This window comes from Enterobacter cloacae complex sp. SHL020 (assembly GCF_049236945.1).
Lineage (GTDB): Bacteria > Pseudomonadota > Gammaproteobacteria > Enterobacterales > Enterobacteriaceae > Enterobacter > Enterobacter dykesii.
In genome coordinates this window covers 200,800-225,795 of the sequence record NZ_JBMKJF010000001.1, presented here as the reverse complement: position 1 = coordinate 225,795, position 24,996 = coordinate 200,800, and the positions used below count along the sequence as shown (strand labels likewise).

At 56.7% G+C, this 24,996-nt stretch carries 22 protein-coding genes and 1 pseudogene; 6 read left to right on the top strand and 17 right to left on the bottom strand.

All coding sequences use genetic code 11. From position 1 onward, the window contains the following. Window positions 1-10: 10 nt before the first annotated feature. The 11 genes and pseudogenes from ACOTZB_RS01075 to ACOTZB_RS01025 form a co-directional block, all read right to left on the bottom strand. Window positions 11-1,012 carry a Kdo(2)-lipid IV(A) acyltransferase gene (locus ACOTZB_RS01075; protein ID WP_421626263.1) on the bottom strand — a complete coding sequence of 334 codons (1,002 nt, stop codon included), beginning with the start codon at window positions 1,010-1,012 and terminating at the stop codon, window positions 11-13. A gap of 191 nt (window positions 1,013-1,203) precedes the next feature. Next, the gene (gene pptA, locus ACOTZB_RS01070; protein WP_023311964.1) at window positions 1,204-1,434 is read right to left on the bottom strand and encodes a tautomerase PptA; all 231 of its coding nucleotides are present in this window, start codon (window positions 1,432-1,434) and stop codon (window positions 1,204-1,206) included. Window positions 1,435-1,471: 37 nt separating this feature from the next. Then, window positions 1,472-2,089: a glutathione S-transferase family protein gene (locus ACOTZB_RS01065; RefSeq protein ID WP_421626262.1), complete on the bottom strand. Its 618-nt coding sequence runs from the start codon at window positions 2,087-2,089 to the stop codon at window positions 1,472-1,474. A gap of 166 nt (window positions 2,090-2,255) precedes the next feature. Beyond that, on the bottom strand, window positions 2,256-3,143 hold the full coding sequence (locus ACOTZB_RS01060) for an ABC transporter substrate-binding protein (protein WP_421626261.1): 888 nt from the start codon (window positions 3,141-3,143) through the stop codon (window positions 2,256-2,258). Window positions 3,144-3,152: 9 nt separating this feature from the next. Continuing rightward, on the bottom strand, window positions 3,153-3,926 hold the full coding sequence (locus ACOTZB_RS01055) for an amino acid ABC transporter ATP-binding protein (RefSeq protein ID WP_047060962.1): 774 nt from the start codon (window positions 3,924-3,926) through the stop codon (window positions 3,153-3,155). Then, on the bottom strand, window positions 3,910-4,836 hold the full coding sequence (locus ACOTZB_RS01050) for an amino acid ABC transporter permease (protein WP_029740269.1): 927 nt from the start codon (window positions 4,834-4,836) through the stop codon (window positions 3,910-3,912). Before ACOTZB_RS01050 ends, ACOTZB_RS01055 begins: the two co-directional genes overlap by 17 nt. 9 nt (window positions 4,837-4,845) lie before the next feature. Then, window positions 4,846-5,355, bottom strand: coding sequence for a GNAT family N-acetyltransferase (locus ACOTZB_RS01045; protein ID WP_421626260.1), 510 nt, complete (start codon window positions 5,353-5,355; stop codon window positions 4,846-4,848). 9 nt (window positions 5,356-5,364) lie between these two features. Beyond that, window positions 5,365-7,628 (bottom strand): annotated as a pseudogene (locus tag ACOTZB_RS01040) (NtaA/DmoA family FMN-dependent monooxygenase). A 16-nt stretch (window positions 7,629-7,644) separates the two neighbouring features. Continuing rightward, window positions 7,645-8,766, bottom strand: a complete 1,122-nt coding sequence (locus tag ACOTZB_RS01035) for an amidohydrolase (protein WP_023311972.1) — start codon at window positions 8,764-8,766, stop codon at window positions 7,645-7,647. Further along, a complete protein-coding gene (locus ACOTZB_RS01030; protein ID WP_421626259.1) occupies window positions 8,763-9,764 on the bottom strand; it encodes an LLM class flavin-dependent oxidoreductase in 1,002 nt (333 codons plus the stop codon). The genes ACOTZB_RS01035 and ACOTZB_RS01030 overlap by 4 nt, the downstream gene beginning before the upstream one ends. Window positions 9,765-9,874: 110 nt before the next feature. Then, window positions 9,875-10,414, bottom strand: coding sequence for an AAA family ATPase (locus ACOTZB_RS01025; protein WP_126328624.1), 540 nt, complete (start codon window positions 10,412-10,414; stop codon window positions 9,875-9,877). 345 nt (window positions 10,415-10,759) lie between these two features. On the opposite strand from ACOTZB_RS01025, the gene ACOTZB_RS01020 reads away from it, so the two are divergent. Both ACOTZB_RS01020 and ansP read left to right on the top strand, forming a co-directional pair. Continuing rightward, window positions 10,760-12,295: a methyl-accepting chemotaxis protein gene (locus ACOTZB_RS01020; protein WP_421626258.1), complete on the top strand. Its 1,536-nt coding sequence runs from the start codon at window positions 10,760-10,762 to the stop codon at window positions 12,293-12,295. Window positions 12,296-12,674: 379 nt separating this feature from the next. After that, window positions 12,675-14,171, top strand: coding sequence for an L-asparagine permease (gene ansP / locus ACOTZB_RS01015; protein ID WP_047651051.1), 1,497 nt, complete (start codon window positions 12,675-12,677; stop codon window positions 14,169-14,171). Window positions 14,172-14,222: 51 nt separating this feature from the next. On the opposite strand, the gene ACOTZB_RS01010 is transcribed toward ansP, so the two are convergent. Beyond that, the gene (locus ACOTZB_RS01010) at window positions 14,223-15,284 is read right to left on the bottom strand and encodes a YncE family protein (protein ID WP_421626257.1); all 1,062 of its coding nucleotides are present in this window, start codon (window positions 15,282-15,284) and stop codon (window positions 14,223-14,225) included. Window positions 15,285-15,526: 242 nt separating this feature from the next. Between ACOTZB_RS01010 and pqqU the strand changes: the two genes are divergently transcribed. Beyond that, a complete protein-coding gene (gene pqqU, locus ACOTZB_RS01005) occupies window positions 15,527-17,641 on the top strand; it encodes a TonB-dependent receptor PqqU (protein ID WP_421626256.1) in 2,115 nt (704 codons plus the stop codon). 119 nt (window positions 17,642-17,760) lie between these two features. Here the strand turns inward: pqqU and ACOTZB_RS01000 are convergent, their stop codons facing one another. The 3 genes from ACOTZB_RS01000 to ACOTZB_RS00990 form a co-directional block, all read right to left on the bottom strand. Beyond that, entirely contained in the window at window positions 17,761-18,429 is a 669-nt protein-coding gene (locus tag ACOTZB_RS01000; RefSeq protein WP_337279992.1) for a GntR family transcriptional regulator, read from the bottom strand. A 255-nt stretch (window positions 18,430-18,684) separates the two neighbouring features. Further along, window positions 18,685-19,725 carry an NADP-dependent oxidoreductase gene (locus ACOTZB_RS00995; protein WP_421626255.1) on the bottom strand — a complete coding sequence of 347 codons (1,041 nt, stop codon included), beginning with the start codon at window positions 19,723-19,725 and terminating at the stop codon, window positions 18,685-18,687. A gap of 65 nt (window positions 19,726-19,790) precedes the next feature. Further along, window positions 19,791-20,366 (bottom strand): helix-turn-helix domain-containing protein, encoded by a 576-nt coding sequence (locus tag ACOTZB_RS00990; RefSeq protein ID WP_421626254.1) that lies wholly within the window; start codon window positions 20,364-20,366, stop codon window positions 19,791-19,793. 148 nt (window positions 20,367-20,514) lie between these two features. Here ACOTZB_RS00990 and ACOTZB_RS00985 point away from each other — a divergent pair, with 148 nt between their 5' ends. Further along, window positions 20,515-21,033, top strand: a complete 519-nt coding sequence (locus ACOTZB_RS00985) for a GNAT family N-acetyltransferase (protein ID WP_033145680.1) — start codon at window positions 20,515-20,517, stop codon at window positions 21,031-21,033. Then, window positions 21,030-21,479: a DMT family transporter gene (locus ACOTZB_RS00980; protein ID WP_032656841.1), complete on the top strand. Its 450-nt coding sequence runs from the start codon at window positions 21,030-21,032 to the stop codon at window positions 21,477-21,479. The genes ACOTZB_RS00985 and ACOTZB_RS00980 overlap by 4 nt, the downstream gene beginning before the upstream one ends. 3 nt (window positions 21,480-21,482) lie before the next feature. Here the strand turns inward: ACOTZB_RS00980 and ACOTZB_RS00975 are convergent, their stop codons facing one another. After that, on the bottom strand, window positions 21,483-21,716 hold the full coding sequence (locus ACOTZB_RS00975; RefSeq protein ID WP_193806844.1) for a YdcY family protein: 234 nt from the start codon (window positions 21,714-21,716) through the stop codon (window positions 21,483-21,485). Between the two features lie 55 nt (window positions 21,717-21,771). Beyond that, window positions 21,772-23,370: an ABC transporter substrate-binding protein gene (locus tag ACOTZB_RS00970; protein WP_421626253.1), complete on the bottom strand. Its 1,599-nt coding sequence runs from the start codon at window positions 23,368-23,370 to the stop codon at window positions 21,772-21,774. Between the two features lie 283 nt (window positions 23,371-23,653). Here ACOTZB_RS00970 and ACOTZB_RS00965 point away from each other — a divergent pair, with 283 nt between their 5' ends. Then, complete coding sequence (locus ACOTZB_RS00965; protein WP_421626252.1) at window positions 23,654-24,994, top strand: SrfA family protein; 1,341 nt, start codon at window positions 23,654-23,656, stop codon at window positions 24,992-24,994. The last annotated feature ends 2 nt before the right edge of the window (window positions 24,995-24,996 follow it).

Genomic DNA, 24,996 nt, shown 5'->3' with positions numbered 1-24,996 from the left:
GATTACCGCCTTAGTGCTGGACGCCTGACCGGTCGGAAAGATCGGCGGCGGACAGGATATCAGCCCGTGGTGCCACGCTCTTGCGGCGAGCATACCGGTCAGGCTGACCTTCAGGTCGCGTTTTGAAGCGACGGTGCAGCCACATATATTGTTCAGGCGCCATGCGTACGGCCTGCTCAATTGCCTTGTTCATCTGCGTCGCCACGGCTTCTTTATCGCCGCCCTGCAACGCCTCACTGATATCTTCCAGAATGATCAGCTCGTAACCGGTGCCATCCGCCCTGCGCCGCGGCACAAAGGGAATGACGGCAGGCTTAGCGCTTTTGACCAGCATGTAGCTTCCAGCGGTCGTGGCGGCATTCGGAACTGCAAAGAACGGCACAAAGACGCTATTGGTTTTGCCGTAGTCATGATCCGGGGCATACCACAAAATCTCATTCTGCTTCAGCGAGCGGATCATGCCCTTTAAATCATGACGATCGAGCATGGTTTTATTGGAGCGCAGGCGTCCGCGCGTCTGAAGCCAGTCCAGCAGCGCGTTATTATTCGGACGATACACCCCAATGCCGGGATTAAGCATGCCAAAGATCCGCGCGCCCAGCTCAAGGGTGAGAAAATGCATGCCAACGAGCACCACGCCATTACCCTTTGCCCGCGCCTTTTCCATGTGCTCATACCCCTGCACGGTAAAGCATTTCTTCATCCGCCACGCGGGCCAGAACCATGCCATCCCGGTTTCGATTACTCCCATTCCTACCGATTCAAAATTACGCTGCAGCAGTGACTCGCGTTCATCCTTTTTCATCTCCGGAAAACAGAGCTCCAGGTTTCGGCGGGCAATCTCAACGCGACGAGGAAGCAGGCGCATCGCCAGCCGACCAAGGCCATGACCGATTCTGAACAGCAGCGGATAAGGGAGCAGCATGATGAGCCACAGTGCGGCAATGCCGACCCAGCTTAGCCAGTAACGGGGATGAAGAAAGGCGAGTGAAAAGCGGGGTAATTTTGTCATGGGAAAATTATCCTTTAACGTGTCTGTCCTTAATTGATTCTGTTGAAGATCTTTCCTAAGGATTAATAATGTGTCAGTCAGAAACGTAAAGTGTAACGGATAAGATAAAACGCATTTTTATCGATTTTTGCGAAAAAGCGGGAAGACGAGACGGGAAAACCGGGGAGGAGAGTTCCCCCCGGCAAGTGCGCTTACATTGAATAGCCGGGCTTTTTAATTAACTCGTCCAGCTTCGGGCCTATTTCCGTATCCCAGACCTGCGCTTTCCAGTCCTCCTGGTTCACCTGATTCAACGCAACGGAGACAGAGCTGTCTTTGCTGTTGAAATGGCGAATAATGACCTCAGCAATATCCTCGGCCAGTGCGGCTTTTTGTTCGTCGTTCAAATCGCGGGGAAAACATTTGATATCTACGTGTGGCATATGCAGGCTTCCAGTTGTGAGTCAGGGCTCCACGTTATCAGATAATATCGTTGGCCTTTAACACCTTGTGCAGTTCCGGCAGCTGGCATACGGTGTCCGCAATAGCCGTAAACCTCGGCGTATTGGTCGCAAACCAGTCATGGCGTGGCCCCCAGGTTCGCGCCACCGCGATATACACATCCAGCAGCGTCAGCCGTTTTCCCAACGCAAACGGGGCGGCCTTGAGCTGAGTTTCGAACCACAAATAGAGGGACTTCCGGTATTCGATGCAGTTTTTCTGCAGCTGTTCAGGCGCATCCGGCGCCCAGCGTTCGGGATAGTCTGCATACGTAAACGTGGGATAGACGTTAGCCACAAACCAGATCAGCAAGCGCTGAAACTGCTGGCGTTCGGCCTGCCCCACGGGCGGCGCGAGATCGGGGCATCTGTCGAGCACCATCAGGGCAATCGCCGCCGTTTCGGTCATAATGGCGCCATTTTCCAGCTCCAGCGTGGGCACCTGACACAGCGGGTTGAGCTTTTGCAGCAGCTCGCGCTGCGGACCGGGCTGGTCAAACCCGTCCACGTCGATAAATTGATAGGGGATATCGGCCAGGGTTAGCATCACTTCACCGATCGCCGAGCCCCAGCCGGGTACGCCATAGAGTTTAATCATGTTGCCTCCTCAGGGATGAAAACCCTAAGTGTATACCCGTCATACTTCAAGTTGCAGGTGCGTTGGCTGCACTCACTCACCCCAGTCACGTACTAGTGTACGCTCCCGGGAATTCGTTCCCTTGCCGCCTTCCTGCAACTCGAATTATTTTGGGTATAGAGCACCATTAGTAGGTTATCCCAGGCGGGTTGACCTCCGACTGCGCCACCGATTCGCCCTGCTCCCCCCAGCGCGCCAGCACCTTCTGGTAATCACCCCGCTTAATCGCGCCGTCCAGCGCGGCCTGCAGCGCGTACACCAGCTCATTGCCTTTTTTGGTGGTGGTCGCAACATAGGCTTTTTTCGGCCCTAAACCGACCACGCGGGTTTTGCCCGAGAGCGCAGCCTTATAGGCCGATACCGACTGCGGACCAAAGAACACGTCCGCCCTGCCGGACTGAATATAGAGATTGCCCGAGGCATCATCGTGGAGATAGACCGGCAGCGCAGGCGCCCTTCCCGCCTTTTTGTTCTCTTCGTTCCAGCCCAGCAGAATGCGCTCCTGATTCGTACCGGAGCCGACAATCACCTTTTTCCCGGCCAGATCTTCCGCGCTTTTGATTGACTGAATGTCGCTGGAGGATTTCACCGAAAACGCCAGCGAATCGACGCGGTAGGTCGCAAAATCAAACTTCTCTTTACGCTGTTCGGTCACCGCAATGTTCACCAGCGCCACGTCATAGCGCCCGGAGGCGATCCCCAGCGGCCAGTCCTCCCATGCCGTCGGCACCAGCTTCAGCTTTAATCCCAGGCTGCCCGCCAGCAGGCGGGCGATATCCGGGTCGCTGCCGATGCGCGTGCGGTTATCGCTGGCGAGCAGCGCCAGCGGCGGAGAATTTAGCGCCGAAACGGCGACCGTCAGCGTACCCGGCTCAACGAATTTGTAATTGGCGGGGATCTTCGCCACGGCCAGCCGATCCACCGTCACCGGCAGCGGCTGCTCGTTGGCTTTCAAATCAATGCTGGCGTGGCTCACCGTCGTGACGACCAGCCCCGCCAGAAGTCCATATTTCATTGGCACTCCTTACAAGACTTTGGAGAGAAACTGGCGCGTTCGCGCATGTGACGGACGGTTTAATACCTCGTCACTGCTTCCCTGCTCGACAATTTTCCCGTCGACCATAAACACCACCTGATCCGCCACTTCCCGGGCAAAGCCGATCTCGTGGGTCACCACCACCAGCGTGGTGCCGGACCGCGCCAGCTTTTTGATCACGTCCAGCACTTCGCCCACCAGCTCCGGATCCAGCGCCGAGGTGGGCTCATCAAACAGCATCACGCGGGGACGCAGCGCCAGCGCGCGGGCAATGGCAATGCGCTGCTGCTGACCGCCGGAGAGATGGCGCGACCAGGCATCGGCTTTATCCCGCAGCCCGACCACGTCCAGCAGGCTGTACGCCCTTTCCACCGCCTCTTTTTTGCTGAGCTTTTTATGCGCGATGGGCGCCTCAATCAGGTTTTCCAGCACCGTGAGGTGCGGAAAGAGATTGAAGTTCTGGAACACGTAGCCCACGTTGACGCGCTGCTTGAGGATCTCCTTCTCCTTCAGTTCATACAGCCTGTCGCCCTGACGGCGATAGCCAATGTAGTCCCCGTCGATCTGAATAAAACCTTCATCGACGCGCTCCAGGTGGTTAATGGTGCGCAGCAGCGTCGATTTGCCGGAGCCGGACGGCCCGAGGATCACCGTCACAGACCCGGGCGGGATCTCAAGCGAAACGTTGTCGAGCGCTTTATGACGACCGAAATACTTGCTGACGCCGGTAATCGAAATGTGTCCTTCAGGAGAGGCTTGCATGGACGGGCTCCTGTGCTGGCGTGGTGGTGACAGAACGGGTGCGACGGGCGGCACGGTTCTGATTAACGGCAGAGCGGCGTTCGCTGCGGGCAAGCGCGCGTTCAACACCGTACTGGATAGCGGAGAGGACGGTGGTGATCGCCAGGTACCAGGCGGCACCGACCATCAGCAGCGGGATCACCTCCTGCGTGCGGTTGTAGATCATCTGGATGGTATAGAACAGTTCCGGCATCGCCAGGACGTACACCATCGCCGTGCCCTTGGCGAGGCTGATGATTTCATTGAACCCCGACGGCAGGATGGTGCGCAGCGCCTGAGGCAAAATGATGCGCACCGTGCGTCTCCAGGCCGGCAGGCCGAGCGCGGCGGCGGCCTCATACTGCCCGTGATCGACCCCGAGGAATCCGCCGCGAACGATCTCGGCGGTATAGGCGCTCTGCACCAGGGTGAGCCCCACCACGGCGGTAGAAAACTGACCCAGCACGTTGATGGTTTCAAAGCTGCCCCAGGTGATGCCGGTGAACGGCACGCCGAGCGACAGCGTGTCGTAGAGATAGGAAAAGTTGTAGAGAATGATCAGCACCACGATCAGCGGCAGCGACCGAAACAGCCAGATATAGGCCCACGCCAGGCTGCTCAGCAGCCAGGAGGAAGAGAGTCTCGCCAGCGCCAGCATGCCGCCAAGCACCACGCTCAGCGCGGTGCCGATCAGCGTCAGCAGCAGGGTCTGCCCGACACCTTCGAGGATCACCGGGTCAAAGAACCAGCGGGCAAACACCGCCCACTCCCAGCGCGGGTTAAAGGCCACGGACTGAATCACGACCGCCAGGACAAACAGCGCCACCGCGGCGCCGACGGCCCGCAGCGGATAACGCGCCGGGACCACCTTAATGGTTTCAACGTTGCTCATCGTCGTTCCTCATGCGGTTTTACTGAACGCTTCGCGTACCAGCGTTTTGGTGAAGCGCAGCCGACCGTCAAACGGCGGCTGGCTGTACTCTTCCGGATCGCGGTTCAGATCGAACTGCGCCTGATAGCCCTGGCTGAGATAGAGCCGCACCGCTTCCGGCTGGCGAAAGCCGGTTGTCAGGTAGATTTGGCTGTACCCTGCCAGCACCGCCCTGCGCTCAAGCTCCTGCACCACGCGCCCGGCAAGCCCCTGCTGACGCAGGTTTTTGTCCGTCCAGATGCGTTTGATTTCCGCGGTGCGTTCGTCGAAAGGTTTGTACGCGCCGGTGGCGATAATCTTCCCGTCGCGCTCCAGGACGATAAACAGCCCCTGCGGCGCTAAATACCACTCGGTGAGCTCAACCTCCGCGTCTTTGGAGAAGTAGTCCCCGTAGCGGGCGGCATATTCACCGAACAGCCCCTCGATAATGGGCTGAAGCTCGGCGTCTTCCGGTGAAACATCACGAAATCGTTCGCTCATCACGCCTCCTTAATCGCCCAGGCCAGCCGGGTTCACTTCTGACTGAGGAATACGCTCAACGCCTTCCCCCCAGCGGTTCAACACTTTGTCGTAGTCGCCGTTTTTGATGACGCCGTTCAGCGCGGTTTGCACCGGCTCAACCAGCCCGCTGCCTTTCTTCAGCGTGACCGCGATGTGCGCCGCCTTCGGCCAGCCGCCGTCGACGCTCCCCACCAGTTTGGTTTTCCCGTTCAGCGCCGCTTTCCAGGCGCCAATCACGTTCGGACCAAAGTAGGCATCCGCGCGCCCGGACTGCAGCGCCAGCGTTTGCGCCGCATCGTCTTTGGTGTAGATCGGGGTAAAGGGCTTCAGCCCCTTCTTGAGGTTTTCGGCATTCCAGGCCAGCAGGATGGCCTCCTGGTTGGTGCCGGAGCCGACGATAATCCGCAGCCCGGCGATGTCTTCCGCCTTCTGCAGCGACTTGATCGGGCTGGTGGATTTCACGTAGAACCCGAGGGAATCTTTGCGGTAGGTGGCAAAGTCAAACTTCTCTTTACGCTCTTTGGTGACGGTGATGTTGCTGATAGCGGCATCATATTTCCCGGAAGCCACGCCCAGCGGCCAGTCTTCCCATGAGGTTGGCACCACGTTCAGCTCCAGCCCGAGGCTGTCTGCGACCAGACGGGCGACGTCAACCTCGCTTCCCAGCAGCGTTTTGTTGTCATCGGAAAACACCGTCAGCGGCGGTTGATTGAGGCCCGCCACCGCCACGGTAAATTTGCCCGGCACGGCGAAGCGATAGTCTTTCGGCAGCTGTGCCACCGCATCATTGTTTTTAGCGGTATTAACCGGCGTTTTATTGGCCTCGATGCTCACGCCGGTGCCGTTAATATTCACATTCTCTGCCCAGACGGCAGGGGTAAAGGCCAGCGCGAGCGCCAGAATAAGCGTTGTCTTCTGCATAGCGGAGTTCTCTTTTATTGTTGTGTGAACTGGTTTTTAGGTTCGTCTAAACCCAGGCTTTCGCGCAGCGTGGTGCCAGGGTAGTCGGTACGGAACAGGCCGCGCGCCTGTAAAACAGGCACCACCTGGTCAACAAAGTGCGGGAAGGTGTCCGGCGTACCGCCCTGAATGATGAAGCCGTCTGCGGCATAGCCTTCAAACCAGGCCTGCAGGCCGTCGGCCACCTCTTCCGGCGTACCGGAAAAGCGCGGGCGCGGCGAAGCGGCTTCCAGCGCCACCTGACGCAGGGTTAAGCTGCGCTCGCGGGCGTTACGCTTGATTTCATCGGTGGTGCTACGGAAGCTGTTTTTGCCTAAGTCGCCGATATCCGGGAACGGCTCGTCGAGCGGGTACTGGCTGAAATCGTGATGCTCGAAATAGCGTCCGAGGTAGTTGAGGGCATCGTTAATCGACACCAGCGCCGCCGTGGTTTGATACTGGTTCTCCACGTCATCGGCGTCTTTACCCACAATCACGCTGACGCCCTGGAAGATATGTAAATCAGACGCGCGGCGTCCGTTACTTTCCAGCTGCTGCTTCACGTCCCGGTAAAAGGCTTTTGCCTCATCAAGGGTTTCGTGATGGGTAAAAATGGCGTCGGCATGTTTCGCCGCCAGCTTTTTCCCGTCGTCCGACGCGCCCGCCTGAAAGACGATCGGCCGCCCCTGTGGCGTTCGCCCAATATTCAGCGGCCCGGCGACCTGGAAGAAATCACCGTGGTGGTCCAGGGCATGCAATTTGGCCGGGTCAAAAAACTGACCGCTCTCTTTGTTGCGGATAAACGCGTCGCCTTCCCAGGAATCCCACAGCCCTTTCACCACGTCGAGATACTCATCCGCAATCCGGTAGCGCAGCGCGTGCTCGGGGTGCTTTTCGCGGGAAAAGTTCTTCGCTGACCCTTCCAGCGGGGACGTCACCACGTTCCAACCCGCGCGTCCGTTGCTCAGGTGGTCGAGGCTGGCGAACTGCCGCGCCGTGGTAAAGGGCTCGCTGTAGGAGGTGGATAAGGTTCCCACCAGCCCCAGGCGCGAGGTGATGCTGGCGAGAGCGGATAACATCGTCAGCGGTTCAAAGCGATTTAAAAAATGCGGGATCGATTTCTCGTTGATATAGAGACCGTCGGCAACGAATAAAAAATCGAGTTTGCCCTCCTCCGCCTTTAACGCCGTCGCTTTGACGAAATCAAAATTGATGCTGGCATCGGCGACGGCCTCAGGGTGACGCCAGGCGGACATATTTCCGGATGCACCATGCAAAATGGTCCCCAGCCGCAGTTGACGATGTGCAGACATATTCACCTCTTAAGAATTAAACGTGTTGCAGGGCTTTTTCCGCAAGCTGTGCAAAATAGCGGGCAGCGGGCTCAATTAAGGCTTCATCCGGATTGAATGCCGGATGGTGTAAACCGTACGGGCTGTTGCTGCCGATGCTGACAAACGCCCCCGGGATCTGCTGCAGATAGACCGCGAAATCTTCCCCGCCCATATGCAGCTCGGCGTGCCGGGTTTCGTAGCCTGCTTCTCTGGCGACCGAGGTGGCGAAATCGGCCCAGCGTTCGTCGTTCACCAGCGCGGTGGGCCCGGCATACCAGGTGATGTCAATCTGCGCGCTAAAGGCGCTGGCAAACCCGGCGGCGATTTCGCCCACGCGGGCCTTCACATTCTGCTGCACTTCCGTGCGGTGGGTGCGCAGCGTGCCTTCCAGCTCGACGCTTTCCGGCAGCACGTTCCAGGTGTTACCGCCTGCAATGCGCGTCACGCTCAGCACCACCGAGTCCAGCGTGTTGACGTTGCGGCTGGCGACGCTTTGCAGCGCCGTTACCAGCTGGCTCGCCAGCACGATGGCGTCGTTGCCTTCGTGCGGACGTGCGGCGTGCGCGCCCTTACCGGTAATGCGGATCACGAAGCGATCGACGTTGGCATAAAACGGCCCGCCGCGGGTAGCGAACTCACCGACCGGCAGGCCGGGCTCGTTATGCATGCCGAAGATGGCGCTGACGTCACGCAGGGCACCGGCCCGCACCATGCTCTTCGCACCGCCAAAGTTCTCTTCGGCAGGCTGAAACAGGATCCGCACCCGGCCGTTAAGCGACGCTTCCCGCTCTTTCAGCTTTAACGCGGCGCCGAGGATCACGCTGGTGTGGATATCGTGTCCGCAGGCATGCATTACGCCTGCACGCTGGGAGCTAAACGGCACGCCGCTGCGCTCTTCAATCGGCAGGGCATCAATATCTGCGCGCAGCGCAATCAGTTTGTTGCCCGAGCCGATTTCCGCCACCAGCCCGGTCGACAGGTCGTAAGGCTGCGGAATAATCCCGGCATTCGTCAGCCACTGGCGCAGGCGCGTCGTGGTCTCCACTTCCTGGCCGGAGAGCTCTGGGTTCTGGTGCAGCTCGCGACGCCAGGCAATCAGCTGTTCGCCAAAGCTCATACGGTGACCTCCTTGTTAAGACGCGCCTCGGCAAGCAGGCGCAGCGACGCGACGCGCGTTGCCCCCTCCGCTACCGGCGTGTCGATGATAAATTCGTCAATACCCCACTTTTCATGCAGGGCGTTAAGCTGTTCGAGCACCGACTCAGCCGTACCCGCCAGCAGCGACTGCGCCCGACGTGCAATGCGCACCGGCTCGCTGCCCGCCTGGCGCGCAAAGGCGTAGGCCTGCTCTTCGCTGGCCACGGTGACACGCTGGCCGTTTGCCAGCTCAACGCCCCACACTTCGACCTTCTGCGCCAGGGCTTCCGCCTCTGCCTGCGTCGGCGCGACAATCGCCTGTACCGCCACAATCACGTCCCGCGTGCTGTTCTTACGCCAGGTCGAGACCACCTCGCGCAGCAGCTCAGGGTCACCGTTCAGATGCGCGGCAAACACAAAGTGCCAGCCGAGCCCGGCGGCCAGCAGCGCGCTATCGATACTCGCGCCCAGCAGGAAACCCTCTGCAGGCAGCAGCGGCAGCGGCGTGGCGCGAACGGCCTCATCATTAGACTGATGCTCAGGACGGATCCAGCGATCGAGCTGGGCCAGCTGTTCGGCGAAGCTGCCCTTTTCCAGTTGATTCAGACCCTGCTGAAGCGCGCGGGTTGAGAGCGGCAGCCCGCCGGGGGCTTTTCCGACGCCGAGATCCACGCGGCCGGGCGCCAGCGCGGCCAGCACGTTAAAATTCTCGGCGACTTTATAAGGGCTGTAGTGCTGGAGCATCACGCCGCCGGATCCGACGCGGATGCGCGTTGTCTGCCCGAGGATCCAGGCAATCAGCAGCTCCGGCGAGGGGCTGGCAAGATGGGGAGTGTTGTGGTGTTCGGCAATCCAGAAGCGGTGATAGCCCAGATTTTCTGCCTGCTGCGCCAGCGCCAGCGTACGCGCCAGTGCATCGGCAGCCGTTTCGTTTTCAGCGATGGGGCTTTTATCCAGAATGCTGATTCGCCATGACATGTTGCGTTCTCGTTTGACTTAACATGTCGACATTATTAAAGGCGCATTTCACCGCTGAGAAACAATTAATTTACATTTAGTTTGCCGGAAATCAGATATATAAAACCATGCTAAGAATAAGACTTTAAGTCGGCAATCAGCGTTTTCACCTGCCCGCGCCGGGTAATACGGACGAAGCGAATATGCCCATACTGCGGGTTTTGCAGATCGGCTTCATAACGCGTGCGGTTGTTACGCCAGGTTTTCATCGTCCAGATGAGGATGGACTCTCTGCTGAAAAACGCGCGCCGGAAACTCTCTTTGTTCCCCGTTCCGGGCCAGAGCTCGCGCTTATGCCAGGCCCGTTTGATTGCCCTGGTGACGGCCTGCCAGAGGGTGCGGGCAAAGCCATAATCGACCCACACCACAACGTCGACATTGCGCCATTTCACCGGCCGCGTGCGGTTATAGTTACCGTCGAGCACCCAGTCTGGCGAAGCCTGTAGCGCCTGCTCCAGCTTTGACTGAAACTCATCGTCCGGCGTCCCCTGCCAGTCAGGTCGCCAGTAGAGTCTGTCCATCTCGATATAGGGAATAGCCAGTTCGGTCGCAATCTGCTTCGCCAGCGTGCTTTTTCCGCTCCCGCTGGTTCCGATGACGTTAATTTTCACCTCAGCCTCACTGTGTTAACGAAAACTGACCAAATCATAGCGTTTTCATTCTGTTAACGAAACGCTATTTCAGCATGGTAATTTTTCCTGAGAGACGATCTCTCTCTTTCAGTTTTGGTTATGTCGTTTATTTGCAGCAACTCAAAAAAACGCCCCTGAAAATATTTTCATTTTTATTACATTCGAGAACATTAACATATTAAAAATAATGGAGAATGGGTATTTCAGGTAGCCATAATTTCAGAGAGAATATGCAGCAGGCCGTTACATAAAAATAATCAAACTCATCTTGCCGGAGCATTTTCCGGGCATTTTTTATTCTTGCACAACATCATGGAGTTACTCATGAGGCGTAACACTCCCGTTACACAAAACGAGTATTTACTTAACGATGGTTCGACGTTAATGTCGACCACCGATACCAAAAGCCATATTACCTATGCTAATTCCGCTTTTATTGAAGCCAGCGGATATAAAGAAGAACATCTTCTGGGTGAGCCGCATAACCTCATCCGCCATCCCGACATGCCTGCCGAAGCGTTTGGCGACATGTGGTATACCCTGCAGCAGGGTGAGACCTGGACGGGGCTGGTGAAGAACCGTCGTCATAATGGCGACCACTACTGGGTGCGGGCAAACGTTACGCCGGTCTGGCAGGGTGGATCCCTGACGGGCTATATTTCCGTACGAAATATACCCGCACGGGAAGAGATTGCGGCCAGTGAAAAACTGTATGCAAAAGTGCGTAATAACGAATTAAAACATTACCGCTTTTATAAAGGGTTACTGGTTCGGCGCGGTTTATTTTCGTTTATGTCGCTCTTTAAATGTCTCAGCACCAGTAAACGCATCCATCTGGGTATTGCGACGACGGCGTTACTCTCCTGCCTCACGGTGTATTTATTCCCTGATAAACTTATGCAGTCGGGAAGTCTGGCGCTGCTGTTTATTGCCCTGACCTATTATCTTCATGCGCAGATCGCCCGTCCGGTAAAATCTATTGTGCAACAGATGCAGCGCGTGGTTTCAGGACGTAAAACGGACTATTACCATTTTGACAGGATCGACGACATCGGGCTGATGATGCGCCTGGTGAATCAATCAGGCTTGAACCTGAATTCGCTGGTTGACGATGTCGGGGCGCAAATCAGCGGGATTGGCACCATCAGCCAGCAGGTCGCGAAAGAAGGTGCGGCGCTGCAAACGCGTTCAGAAGAGACCGCAGACTTTCTGCAGCAAACCGCGTCAGCGGTGGAAGAGATCGCCAGCGCGGTGGAGCAGACGGCAGAAACGGCTAAAGAAGCCACGGAGATGGCGGATCGCACCCGCGACAGCGCCCACCGCGGTGAAGCGATGATGAAAGAGACCATCGGTATGATGCAATCCGTGTCGCAGGATAACAGCCAGATCGTCGATATTATCAGCGTTATCGATCGTATCGCCTTCCAGACCAACATTCTTGCGCTGAATGCGGCCGTGGAAGCAGCGCGCGCAGGTGAAGCCGGGCGCGGTTTTGCCGTGGTGGCGGCTGAGGTGCGCAATCTTGCGCAGCACTCCGCGACGGCGGCGAAAGAGATCAAAGCGCTGATTGAGAAAAACGTCGCCAGCGTCAACGCAGGCGTAGAGAAGGTAGAACAGACCGAAACGCAGCTGACGGTCATGATCGACAACGTGCTGCGGGTCTCCTCCCTGATTAAGGAGATCGGCCACGCCACGCAGGAGCAAACCCAGGCGCTGACGCTCATCAACGCATCCATCTCCCGTATCGGCGCAATGACCCACAACAATACGGGGATGGTGGATAACGTCACTCACGCCGCGAATCACCTGACGCAGCGCACCACGCGCCTGCAGCAGGCGATTGCCGTTTTTGGCGGTTAGCCGCGGAGTTTTGAAGCCTGGGGCCATTTTTATGCTCTGCCACCGTTAAAATCTTTACCACCTGGTAATAATTAAGAGATTCTGATGATTAAATAATCAAGCTACCGACCGTTTTGTCTAAAAACTCATCACGATTCAGCGTGTTGTGATCGCCGTCTGCTCTGACCACACGATTTCCTTCGACGTGCATCACTTTCGGCACGGTTATATTTTGCGTCGCTTATGAATTGCAGGTAGGATGCCTCGCCATGTTTCGCCTTATCCATACGCAGAATGACTGGGAAGGCGACATGTGTTTGCGCAGAAGCAATCGTTTGTATTGTGCTCTGCCAGGCAGGACTATCACGATAATGGTTCAGACAGGCAAACAGGTAACTCAATGAAAACAAGCAATAAAAGCGCAGCCGATCATCATGCTGCTAAACGTCGCTGGTTGAACTCCCACGAAGAGGGCTACCACAAAGCGATGGGCAACCGTCAGGTTCAAATGATCGCCATCGGCGGCGCTATCGGAACGGGGCTGTTTTTAGGTGCGGGTGCGCGTCTGCAAATGGCTGGCCCGGCTCTCGCCCTGGTCTATCTGGTGTGCGGGATCTTCTCTTTCTTCATTCTACGCGCGCTGGGCGAACTGGTACTGCATCGCCCTTCCAGCGGAAGCTTCGTCTCTTACGCCCGTGAATTCCTCGGCGAAAAAGCGGCCTACGTTGCAGGCTGGATGTACTTCGTCAACTGGGCGATGACCGGTATTGTCGATATCACCGCCGTTGCGCTGTATATGCACTACTGGGGCGCGTTCGGCGATGTGCCGCAGTGGGTCTTTGCGCTTGGCGCGCTGGCGATTGTCGGTACCATGAACATGATCGGCGTGAAGTGGTTCGCGGAGATGGAGTTCTGGTTTGCGCTGGTAAAAGTGCTGGCCATCGTGATTTTCCTGGTCGTGGGTACCGTCTTCCTTGGCAGCGGCAAGCCGCTGGACGGCAATGCCACCGGCTTCCATCTGATAACCGATAACGGCGGATTCTTCCCGCACGGTCTGCTGCCTGCGCTGGTCCTGGTTCAGGGCGTCGTGTTCGCCTTCGCCTCCATCGAACTGGTGGGCACCGCAGCAGGTGAATGTAAAGATCCGCAGACCATGGTGCCAAAAGCCATTAACAGCGTGATCTGGCGTATCGGTCTGTTCTACGTCGGTTCCGTGGTGCTGCTGGTTCTGCTGCTGCCGTGGACTGCCTATCAGGCAGGTCAGAGTCCGTTTGTGACCTTCTTCTCTAAGCTCGGCGTGCCTTACGTTGGCAGCATCATGAACATCGTGGTCCTGACCGCGGCGCTCTCCAGCCTGAACTCCGGTCTTTACTCTACCGGTCGTATCCTGCGCTCCATGTCGATGGGCGGTTCTGCGCCGAAGTTCATGTCGAAGATGAGCAAGCAGCAGGTTCCCTATGCGGGGATTCTGGCAACGCTGGTGGTTTACGTTTTTGGCGTGTTCCTGAACTATCTGGTGCCGTCCCGCGTATTTGAGATCGTTCTGAACGTCGCTGCACTGGGGATTATCGCCTCCTGGGCCTTTATTGTGGTCTGCCAGATGCGTCTGCGCAAAGCGATCAAAGAAGGCAAAGCGGCTGATGTGAGCTTCAAGATGCCGGGCGCACCGGTGACCTCCTGGCTCACCCTGCTGTTCCTGTTCAGCGTGCTGGTGCTGATGGCGTTCGACTACCCGAACGGTACCTACACCATTGCGACGATTCCGCTGCTGGCGGTACTACTGATTGCCGGCTGGTTCGGCGTGCGTAAGCGCGTTCACGAGATCCACAGCACTGCGCCGGTTCATCACGACGATGAGAAACACGACGCACCGCTGGTGGAAGAAACCTCGCGTTAAGCATCCGGTAAGCATTAAAAAAGGAAGGCAAATGCCTTCCTTTTTTTTATCTTACAGCGCGATACGAATCACGTCGTCAGGCTGGGTGGCTTCCTGCTGGCGAGTGGATTTTTGTTTCACCGTCACGTACAGGGTTTTGCCATCCGCGGAGAGCGCCAGGCTGTTCGGGTAGACCGGCGTGTCGAAGGTTTTTGTGACCTTATACGTTTTCGCGTCAATTACGCTCAACTTACCGGCTTCACGGTGCGTCACATAGGCTTCATTGCGGGCCGGGTTAAACAGGACCGCCAGCGATTCCGGCGCAGCGATTTTCTCGATCACACTGCCGTCTTTCAGGCTCACCACCAGCACTTCCGGCTGTTTTGAATCGGTCAGGAACGCGCGCTGGCCGGCGGTATCGAGGCTGAGGTTCAGGTAGAAATGCTCTTTACCGTCATCCTGCACTTTTTTACGGCTCAGGATTTTGTTGGTGGCCGTATCAATGGTTACCAGCTCACCGTCCGCATTCGTGGTGTACAGACGTTTCGCCTGCGCATCCAGCGCCAGGCCGGTGCTGTACGTACCGGTATTGGCAATGGTCTCTTTCAGCTTCAGCGTGGCGCCATCCACCACCCAAATCACGCTCTCTTTGCCGACACCGGTGATGTAAATCGTGTTGCTCGCGTCATCCGCCACCAGCTGGCGCGGCTGCAGCGGTTTGACGGTTTCGCTGCGTTGACGCCCGTCCAGCACCAGACGCCCTTTCACGTCGCCCGTTTTCGCATCAATGGCCGTCACCGCACCGTTGATGGTATTACCGAACCACAACGTTTGGGTCGCATTGTCAAAGGTGGCACCAAAGGGTTTGAGATCGCTATGGATCGCCTGCGTCACGTCCAGGGTGACCGGATCAAGGCGATAGACAACCCCGCCCTTATCGGTTTTGCGGCTTTGCGAGGTCGCCACCCACAGCGCATTCTCCTGCTGGCTGACCGCCATTTCATACGCCCCTTTGCCCACCGCTTTACGCAGCACCTCTTCGGCGGCATGTACCTGGAAAGTCCCGGCAAGCAGTAAAGTGGCAGACAGCAGTGACAGGCTCAGACGCGACGAGCACAGATGACGTAAAGACATAACAATTCCTTTTCTGAAAAGAGGGGGTTCCGCTGACATCACTTCCGGCAGACAACGTCATGGCATTGCCTTTTGATAATGAGAATAGTAATCATTAATGAACTGAATGTGGAGTTTTTCTTTCACGCTTCGCCTTTCATTAACGCAATGTGCGGTTATAGTTTTCAAAACATTTACAAAACCTTTAACATGTATGGACATGTTCCATTTGGTTCGTTTATACACCACAACCGGTTTTATTCATGAAAATCATTTCTGCCCGTAAGGCCTCTCTCCCGCTGCTGCTGGTTCCCGTCATTCTTGCGCCGCTCACCGCGTTGAGCGCGGAGGAACAGACCATGATCGTCAGCGCCACGCCGCAAACCGTATCGGAGCTGGATACCCCGGCCGCGGTCAGCGTCGTCAATGGCGATGACATGCGCCACGCCGCGCCGCGCATCAACCTGTCTGAATCTCTTGGCAGCGTCCCGGGACTGCAAATTCAGAACCGCCAGAACTATGCCCAGGATCTCCAGCTTTCAATTCGCGGGTTTGGTGCCCGCTCAACGTTTGGCGTGCGCGGTATCCGTATGTATGTCGACGGTATCCCTGCCACCATGCCGGATGGACAGGGCCAGACCTCCAACATCGATCTCTCCAGCGTTGAGAGCGTTGAAGTGCTGCGCGGCCCATTCTCTGCCCTGTACGGCAACGCCTCCGGCGGAGTGATTAACATCAACACCCAGACCGGGCAGCAGCCGCCAACCATTGAAGCTAGCAGCTATTACGGCAGCTACGGTACCTGGCGCTACGGCATGAAAGCCACCGGCGCGATGGGTGACGGCACCCACGCGGGCGATGTGGATTACACCGTTTCCACCACCCGTTTCACCACCAAAGGCTACCGCGACCACAGCGGCGCGCGGAAGAATCTGGCCAATGCTAAGCTGGGCGTGCGCATTGACGACGCGAGCAAGCTGACGCTGATTTTCAACAGCGTGGACATGAAGGCCAACGATCCGGGCGGGCTGAGCTATCAGGAGTGGCAGAATAACCCGCGTCAGTCTCCGCGCGGCGATCAGTACAATACCCGCAAAACAATCAAGCAGACCCAGGCCGGCCTGCGCTACGATCGTCAGCTCAGCACCCAGGACGACCTCAGCGTGATGATGTACGCCGGCGAGCGTGAAATGACGCAGTACCAGTCGATTCCGTATCAGCCGCAGCTGAAAGCCTCCCACTCCGGCGGCGTGATTGATATGCAGCGTCATTATCAGGGTATCGATACCCGCTGGACGCACCGTGGCGAGCTGCTGGTGCCGGTGACGTTTACTACCGGCCTGAACTACGAAAACCTGAGCGAAGATCGTCGCGGATACGAGAACTTCGTGATGAACAACGGCGTGCCGGATTACGGCGTGAAAGGTGACAAGCGTCGAAACGAACGTAACCTGATGTGGAACGTTGACCCTTACCTGCAAACCAGCTGGCAGCTGACGCAGAAACTGTCGGTGGATGCGGGAGTGCGCTACAGCTCGGTGTGGTTTGATTCCAACGACCATTACGTTACGCCGGGCAACGGTGACGACAGCGGTGACGCGAGCTATCACAAGTGGCTCCCGGCCGGTTCCGTTAAGTATGCGGTGACGGACGCATGGAACCTCTACGCTGCCGCAGGTCGTGGGTTCGAAACGCCAACCATCAACGAGCTGTCCTATCGCGCCGATAACCAGGGCGGCCTGAACATCGGCCTGCAGCCGTCCACCAACAACACGTATGAAGTGGGCAGCAAAACCCGCATCGGCAATGGCCTCCTGACCGCAGCGCTGTTCCGCACCGATACGGATGATGAGATCGTGGTAGATGCCAGCTCTGGCGGGCGTACCAGCTATAAAAATGCCGGTAAAACACGTCGTCAGGGGGTGGAAGTCTCCCTCGACCAGCAGTTTGCCGAGAACTGGAAGCTGAAGATGGCGTGGACTTACCTGGATGCCACCTACCGGACTAACGTCTGCAGCGACGCAGACTGCAACGGTAACCGGATGCCGGGTATCGCCCGCAACATGGGTTACGCCTCGTTTGGCTGGCAGCCGGAGGAAGGCTGGTACGCGGGTTCTGACGTGCGCTACATGAGCGATATCATGGCCGACGACGAGAATACGGCGAAAGCGCCGTCGTATACTGTGGTCGGGCTCAATACCGGGTATAAGTTTAACTACGGCAACTGGGGCATGGACGTCTTTGGCCGCGTCGATAACCTGTTCGATAAAGAGTACGCGGGCTCGGTTATTGTCAACGAGTCTAACGGTCGTTATTACGAGCCTGCACCAGGCCGTAACTACGGGGTCGGGCTGTCGGTCTCTTATCGCTTCGAGTAAGCGAAAAGAAAAGTTTATCTTATTAATGAAATAACGCTCCTGATGGCAATAAGCCATCAGGAGTTATTCACCAGATAAATAATTAGGGGTGAAATATAGTCGCTCTGCTAAATAATCGCTTAGTTAAAATATTGTCGCTGTAAAAGCGAATTCGCTTCATCAATCAACTTTTCTATTGCCTTCTGGCTGGCGTCGACATCCCGGCGTTCCAGGGCTGAAAGCAGCTCGTCATAGTGATACGTCGCTTCTTTAATGTCATTAAGCTCCTGGTGCAGATAGTTAATGCAGGGCCCGATGCGCACCCACAGCTGCTCTATTAATGCATTAAGCGTAGGCATTTCCGCATACTGATAAAGCGTGAACCGGAAGACGCGATTCGCATGCAGTGCCTGTTGGACGTTCCCGTTGCGCATGGCCTCATGAAAGGCATCCGACAACTTGCGCAACGCCTCCAGTTTGCTATCAGACATATTCTGACAGGCTGCGGCGACCGCCATCGGCTCAAGCTGCTTGCGGATGGCGTTAATCTCGTTATAGCGCTCCAGCGTGACCTCCGGAACCAGAAATGCCTGCGCCGGCGTGGCGTGTAACGCCCCTGATGACACCAGGCGCAAAAGCGCCTCGCGAACAGGGGTAATACTGGTGCCTAATTTATCGGCGATCTCTTTTGTAATCAGTCGTGCTCCTGGTTTGAGGGAGCCTGTTATTAACGCCCCTTTCAAACTGTGTTCAACCTGCATAGTAAGGCTAACCCTTTGGGCTTTTTCTAAGTGATCCAAATCAAGCATGTGGAATTCCTGTAGCTAAAACTTAATGCTATTTTTAAACGCCAGTTTTAATAAAACGGCGCCGGTCCGATATATCCTGTATCGTCATGCCTGGTGGTGGGAAGTACGTAAAAACATCAAAAAAGCAAAGTTTGTTTTTTTTATTGGTTCCGGGCCCATCCGGGAAGCGGGCGCGAAATGCCATGTCCATTAATTAAAGACAATATATCGTATCTTCACAAATAAATATGGCGGGAAACCCCGCCATAGTGCCGTTTATTTATTGTCACTCGCGACGCGAATCACGACTTTGCCGAAGTTACGCCCTTCGAGCAGGCCAATCAGCGCCTCGGGCGCGTTCTCCAGCCCGTCCGTTATCTGTTCGCGATAGTGAATTTTGCCCTCCTGCACCCAGCGTCCCATCGCCTCCTGGAACTCCTTAATGCGTTGACCGTAATCCTGGCCGATGATAAAGCCCTGCATACGAATGCGTTTCTTCAGGATGGTTGCCATCAGGAGCGGCAGGCGATCCGGCCCTTCTGGCAGGCCCGTCGCATTGTAGCCGCTCACCAGGCCGCACACCGGCACGCGCGCGGAGGTATTCAGTAACGGCAGTACGGCGTCAAATACCTTCCCGCCGACGTTTTCATAATAGATATCAATTCCTTTCGGGCAGGCGCGTTTCAGCTGTTCGGCAAAGTCCTCCGCGTGGTGATCCAGACACAGGTCAAACCCGAGGACCTCAACGGCATGGCGGCATTTTTCAGCCCCACCGGCGACGCCAACCACCCGGCAACCTTTAATTTTGCCGATCTGCCCGACGGTCGCGCCCACCGGGCCTGTTGCCGCGGCGACCACCAGCGTTTCACCCGCTTTGGGTTGCCCGATATCCAGCAATCCCATATAGGCGGTGAAGCCCGGCATACCCAGAATACCCAGCGCCCAGGAAGGATGAGAGGGATTTTCGCCCAGCGTCACCAGGCCGCTGCCGTCCGAGAGTTCATATTCCTGCCAGCCGCTGTAGCCCAGCACCCACTCACCCGGTTTGAAATCGGGATGATTCGACTGCTCAACGCGGCTGACCGTTCCCCCCACCATCACCGCGCCAATCTCAACCGGAGGAGAATAGGATGGCGCATCGCTCATGCGGCCCCGCATGTACGGGTCCAGCGACAGCCAGACGGTACGCAGCAAAAGCTGACCCTCACCAGGGGCGGGAACAGGCTGCGTTTCCAGACGAAAATTTTCCGCCACCGGCGCACCCTGAGGACGGGAGGCCAGTACCCAGCGGCGATTTTGTGAAACAGGTTGATTCATCGGGATCTCCTTCTGGTACAAATGTCATTACAGCCTGGCTCACGATCGGCGTTATCGCATTAGCATTACGAGGCAGACTGGTTAAGCCGTACGACCAGATAGATGCAAGTTTCATTCGTTTCGTTGATGAACCGGCAGTCATTTGGCGGCCCCAGCTCGAGACAGTCTCCGGCGCGCATCTCGTGGCGCGTATCGCCCTCCTGAAACACCAGCTCGCCGGACTGAAGCCAGATAAGCTGACGTGCCAGCGCGTAAGAAGATGCAGGCATCGGAACATCGCTGCCCGCAGGCAGTTCAACCTGAACAAGGTCGATGGGCAGATCGGTGCGGGGAGAAACATGGCGGCGGAGGTAGTGCGTCTGAGGGTCGCGCCAGACGGGCTGGTTTGCCAGGCGCAGCAGCTTGCCTTCCTGCATTTCGGCCCGGGCAATCAGCGTGGACATGCTGATGCCAAACGCGCCGGACAGGCGGGCGAGCAAGGTGGCTGTCGGGCTGCTGTCTCCACGTTCAATCTTGTGGATCATCGCGCGCGAGACCCCTGCCCGGTCAGCAAGCTCGCTCAGGGACCATCCGCGAGACTCGCGTTCAAGGCGAATTCTTGCGCTAATCCGTTGATTCATTGTGTCTGCTATGGTGTTCATGACGTCATACTATAGTGTATGAACGGCATTTCAATGGGCTTTTGATAACAAAAAAATATGGCTTATGCCGTAGCGATCGGGCAGTACGGTTGTGTAATATCGTAGCTACCGCGTAATACTATAGTGAACAACACACAGAGGGTTAATCATGATCGTTCGTCATGCCTGCAAGGAAGACTGCGCTGCGATAGGCGAAATCTACAACCACGCGGTGCTGCATACTGCCGCGATCTGGAACGATAAAACCGTCGATACCGATAACCGAATCGCCTGGTTTGAGGCGCGCACGCTCGCGGGTTACCCGGTTCTGGTGAGTGAGGAAGACGGCGTTATCACCGGTTACGCCTCTTTCGGCGACTGGCGCGCCTTCGACGGTTTCCGTCATACGGTTGAGCATTCTGTCTACGTCCACCCGGACCATCAGGGCAAAGGCATTGGCCGCACGCTGATGATCGCGCTGATAAACGAGGCCCGCGCCATCGGTAAACACGTGATGGTGGCCGGTATTGAAGCGCAAAACCATGCCTCGATTCATCTCCATGAAACGCTTGGTTTTGTCACCACGGGGCAGATGCCGCAGGTGGGAACCAAGTTTGGCCGCTGGCTGGACTTAACCTTTATGCAGCTGCAGCTGGACGAGCGCAGCGATCCGGACGCCATCCCATGAATCAATCCCTGACCCTGGCGTTTCTGGTGGCGGCGGGAATTGGTCTGGTGGTGCAAAATACCTTAATGGTGCGTATCACCCAGTCCTCTTCCACCATTCTTATCGCGATGCTGCTGAATTCGCTGGTCGGCATTGTGCTGTTTGTCAGCATTCTGCTGCTGAAACAGGGCGTCGCCGGGTTTAGCGAGCTGGCCGCAACGGTACGCTGGTGGACGCTCATCCCGGGGCTGCTGGGGTCGTTTTTCGTGTTTGCCAGCATCAGCGGATATCAGAACGTTGGCGCGGCGACGACCATCGCCGTGCTGGTGGCAAGCCAGCTCATCGGCGGGCTGGTGATGGACGTGCTGAGGAGCAACGGCATTCCGCTCCGCGCCCTGATTGGCCCGGTATGCGGCGCGGTGATGCTGGTGGTCGGAGCCTGGCTGGTGGCGCGACGCCAGTTTTGAACGTTACAGTATCGTGCCGCCTTTGGTCAGCTGTTCCTGACGCGCGTCTATCTCTTCTTTATGCTGCTTGCCGTGATGCGAAATCGCGGTACGCAGGCGCTGCTGCTGTGTATAGCGTTCTTCCCGGCTCAGCTCTGCATCATCGCTTAATTCAATCAGCAGTTCATTCATGTGGGTAATGACGCTCTCTTCGATGGCGGCATCGACGCGGACGATAACATCGTTTAAATGTGACATTGTCACTCCTTGTTATGAGCCCGGTGGCGCTACGCCGTACCGGGCAATAAAACGCTTAGTTCAGCTTCGCCTTAGAGAAATCGCTGCCCATCAGGCTTACGCTGTATCCCGTCACGTTGCTGCGGGTCGCATAGAACGTTTTCCCGTTTGCCAGTGCGATCCAGGGCGCCTGCTGGTAGAAAATCTCCTGCGCCTGGCCGTAGAGTTTCGCACGCTCGGCCGGGCTGCTGGTCAGCTTCGCTTTTTGAACCAGTGCATCATAACCCTTATCGCACCAGCGCGCGGCGTTTGATCCGGTTTTAATGCTGTTGCAGCCCAGCAGCACGTCGGCAAAGTTGTCCGGGTCGCCGTTATCGGACATCCAGCCAAACAGCGCGGAGTCATGTTCGCCTTTACGCATCCCGGAGAGATATTCGCCCCACTCGTAAGAGACAATTTTGGCCTTCACGCCGACTTTCGCCCAGTCGCTCTGGATCATCTCCGCGATACGACGCGAGTTCGGGTTATACGGACGCTGAACCGGCATTGACCACAGCGTGACTTCCGCCCCCTTCTCCAGCCCCGCCTGCTTCAGCAGCGCTTTCGCTTTTTCTGGATCGTAGCTGTAGTCTTTCAGGTTTTTATTAAAGCCCAGCATATTTGGCGGGATCGGCGATTTTGCCACCGTACCGGAACCCATAAAGACCGCATTGACGATAGCCTTCTTGTCGGTCGCGTAGTTAAGCGCCTGGCGCACCAGCACGTTATCAAACGGTTTTTTCTCGGTGTTAAACGCCAGATAGCCGACGTTCAGCGCATCGACAGAGTGCAGCGTCAAATCTTTGTTCTTTTTAATCACGTCAAACTGAACCGGGGACGGTGCAGGAATGATTTGACACTCGTTGGTCTGCAGCTTCGCCAGACGGGTCTCCACGTTAGGGGTAATGGAGAAGATCAGGTGTTTAGTCGGCACCGCGCCATCCCAGTAGTTCGGGTTAGCAACATAGCGAATCAACGAATCAACTTTGTACTGCTGCAGGACATAAGGCCCGGTACCAATCGGCCAGGTGTCTACGTTTTCAGGCGTGCCTTTTTTCAGCATCGCGTCGGCGTATTCGGCGGAGAGAATGGAGGCGAAATCCATCCCCCAGTCGGCCAGAAACGCGGCGTTGGGCTCGCTGAGGGTGAACTGAACGTGATAATCATCGACCTTTTTCACGTCCTGAATCAGCTTATCGAGCCCGACATCGTTAAAGTATTCGTAGTTGCCCTGCGACACATTATGGTACGGGTGTTTAGGGTCTTTCTGACGCATAACCGAGAAAATAACGTCATCGGCGTTAAAGTCGCGCGTCGGTTTGAAGTATTTATTGCTGTTGAACTTCACCCCTTTGCGCAGGGCAAAGGTATACGTCTTACCGTCCGGCGAAATCGTCCAGGACTCCGCCAGCGACGGGACCGGGGTGTTTTTTACCGGGTCGAAATTGATCAGGCGGTTGTACAGTACCTGAGAGCTGGCTACAAAAGACGGGCCAGAGCTGGCGATTTGCGGGTTGAAGGACTCGGGGGACGCTTCAGAACAGTAAATAAGGGTGTCGTTGTTCGCCGCCCATGCGGCACCGGCTGGTAAAAGAGTGCTCAGCGCGAGGGCGAGCAGTGTTTTCCCTGTAGACATGGTTATAACCCTGACAGTTTTATTATATAAGACAGTAATAACAGCACAGGCGATATGACCTGGCAAATAACGAAACACTATCAGGTTATTCTAAAGCCGCGTTTTTTGCTGTTTAAACAGCCAGCGCCCGAAAAGGTGATTTGCCTTAAGGGCCGTTATTCGTCAAGCACAACCGTCAGTTTCTATGCCGCAAGAAATCGGCCCTTTTAGCGTCTCTTCCCCCGTTTGGTTGCTTCCTCGTTTCGTTAAAGTAATGGTGTGAAGAAGTATATGGGATCAAATCGTGGCAAAAACTCTTTTACGCAGCGGTAACCTGGATGACTTTCAGGCCGTTGGCGGCGGCGGACAAGCCGTTTTTGAATCAGCGTTACAAATCCGGGAAGCGCTCCGGTTGCGCAAACAACAGGCCATCGTCGACTGTCTGGCTATTCCTCAGGTCAACGACAGCGGTGACCGCGTGGACTGGTATTCCCCCGTTGAAGGGAGCGTAACCAGCTGGAAAGCGGCCGATGAGGATGACCGTTATCGCGCCCTGCGTTACCTGGAAAATACGCTCGCCAGCGTCGAGTCATTAAGCAAGAAATGCCTCCAGTCGCCCAAAACCGCGCAGCAGCTTTTTGGCTCTCTGCTGTCAAAGGCGTTTCAGTTCCCGGGTGAAAACTTCCTCTTCCTGGTGGACGGAAAGCCGGTCATCAGCTTCTGGGGGTTTGTAAACCTGAACGAAAATGCGCGCGACGATGTCCTCGGCTGCCTGCGTGAATCGCTGGTCCCTGAGCCCGCCCCCGTTGTGATTGAAGATCCTGAACCCGAGCCTGAGCCAGAACCGGTGGTGGCCTTTGAACACGCCGACGAGCCGCTGATCGCCCCTTCCACGGTGGTGCGCATCACGCCGGAAGATTTGTATGAGCCTGAGCCGGCACAGGCCGTTGCGCAACCCGTTCAGGAACCGGCTGTGCCGATCGTCGCGAAAAAGCGCCGCGTTCCCCTGTGGACGCTTCCGGTTGCCGCGGTGATCGTTGCCGCCGTTGCCGCGCCGCTGATGTGGCCAAAACAGTCCCCTTCCGCTGAGCCCGCCCCGGCGCCCGCACCTCAGCCCGTAGAGATTGCACCAAAGCCGATCAAAGCGGTTGAGCCGCTGGCCATGAAATTACCGCTGCATCAGGCAGAGGTCCTGGCAAGCAAAGAAAAAGAGCCTGCGCCTGCGCCACAGCCTGCCCCGGTGGTGATTGTCGCCATCCCGAAAGACGCCATGGTGATGGAAGCGAATCAGGTAAAAGCGGGATCGACGCGATTCCTGAACGGTACCTGGCGTGCGGTTCTCGACGTGAAAGATCCGGTCACCGGCAAGCCGCCGTCAATGCGCTATCAGATCCAGAACAATAAAGGCTTCGCCCGGGTTGTCCATGGCGACAATGTTGTCTGCCGCGCGGAGGTCTTCTCCGGCCTGCACAGCAACGGCGAGCTGATGATTAAAAGTCGCGGTACTGCCCGCTGCACCGACGGCTCCCGCTACCCGATGCCGGAGGTTGCCTGTAAAGCAGGCGCCAGCGATATCGCAGAATGTCGCGCCCGTTATGATGCCAATACCGTCGTTCCCCTGACGTTCAAGAAAGCAGGTGCCTGATC

Coding starts and splice junctions, on each gene's coding strand:
- ACOTZB_RS01075 (WP_421626263.1), bottom strand. CDS start 1,012: ATGACAAAATTACCCCGCTTTTCACTCGCCTTTCTTCATCCCCGTTAC.
- pptA (WP_023311964.1), bottom strand. CDS start 1,434: ATGCCACACGTAGATATCAAATGTTTTCCCCGCGATTTGAACGACGAA.
- ACOTZB_RS01065 (WP_421626262.1), bottom strand. CDS start 2,089: ATGATTAAACTCTATGGCGTACCCGGCTGGGGCTCGGCGATCGGTGAA.
- ACOTZB_RS01060 (WP_421626261.1), bottom strand. CDS start 3,143: ATGAAATATGGACTTCTGGCGGGGCTGGTCGTCACGACGGTGAGCCAC.
- ACOTZB_RS01055 (WP_047060962.1), bottom strand. CDS start 3,926: ATGCAAGCCTCTCCTGAAGGACACATTTCGATTACCGGCGTCAGCAAG.
- ACOTZB_RS01050 (WP_029740269.1), bottom strand. CDS start 4,836: ATGAGCAACGTTGAAACCATTAAGGTGGTCCCGGCGCGTTATCCGCTG.
- ACOTZB_RS01045 (WP_421626260.1), bottom strand. CDS start 5,355: ATGAGCGAACGATTTCGTGATGTTTCACCGGAAGACGCCGAGCTTCAG.
- ACOTZB_RS01035 (WP_023311972.1), bottom strand. CDS start 8,766: ATGAGCTTTGGCGAACAGCTGATTGCCTGGCGTCGCGAGCTGCACCAG.
- ACOTZB_RS01030 (WP_421626259.1), bottom strand. CDS start 9,764: ATGTCATGGCGAATCAGCATTCTGGATAAAAGCCCCATCGCTGAAAAC.
- ACOTZB_RS01020 (WP_421626258.1), top strand. CDS start 10,760: ATGAGGCGTAACACTCCCGTTACACAAAACGAGTATTTACTTAACGAT.
- ansP (WP_047651051.1), top strand. CDS start 12,675: ATGAAAACAAGCAATAAAAGCGCAGCCGATCATCATGCTGCTAAACGT.
- ACOTZB_RS01010 (WP_421626257.1), bottom strand. CDS start 15,284: ATGTCTTTACGTCATCTGTGCTCGTCGCGTCTGAGCCTGTCACTGCTG.
- pqqU (WP_421626256.1), top strand. CDS start 15,527: ATGAAAATCATTTCTGCCCGTAAGGCCTCTCTCCCGCTGCTGCTGGTT.
- ACOTZB_RS01000 (WP_337279992.1), bottom strand. CDS start 18,429: ATGCTTGATTTGGATCACTTAGAAAAAGCCCAAAGGGTTAGCCTTACT.
- ACOTZB_RS00995 (WP_421626255.1), bottom strand. CDS start 19,725: ATGAATCAACCTGTTTCACAAAATCGCCGCTGGGTACTGGCCTCCCGT.
- ACOTZB_RS00990 (WP_421626254.1), bottom strand. CDS start 20,366: ATGAACACCATAGCAGACACAATGAATCAACGGATTAGCGCAAGAATT.
- ACOTZB_RS00985 (WP_033145680.1), top strand. CDS start 20,515: ATGATCGTTCGTCATGCCTGCAAGGAAGACTGCGCTGCGATAGGCGAA.
- ACOTZB_RS00980 (WP_032656841.1), top strand. CDS start 21,030: ATGAATCAATCCCTGACCCTGGCGTTTCTGGTGGCGGCGGGAATTGGT.
- ACOTZB_RS00975 (WP_193806844.1), bottom strand. CDS start 21,716: ATGTCACATTTAAACGATGTTATCGTCCGCGTCGATGCCGCCATCGAA.
- ACOTZB_RS00970 (WP_421626253.1), bottom strand. CDS start 23,370: ATGTCTACAGGGAAAACACTGCTCGCCCTCGCGCTGAGCACTCTTTTA.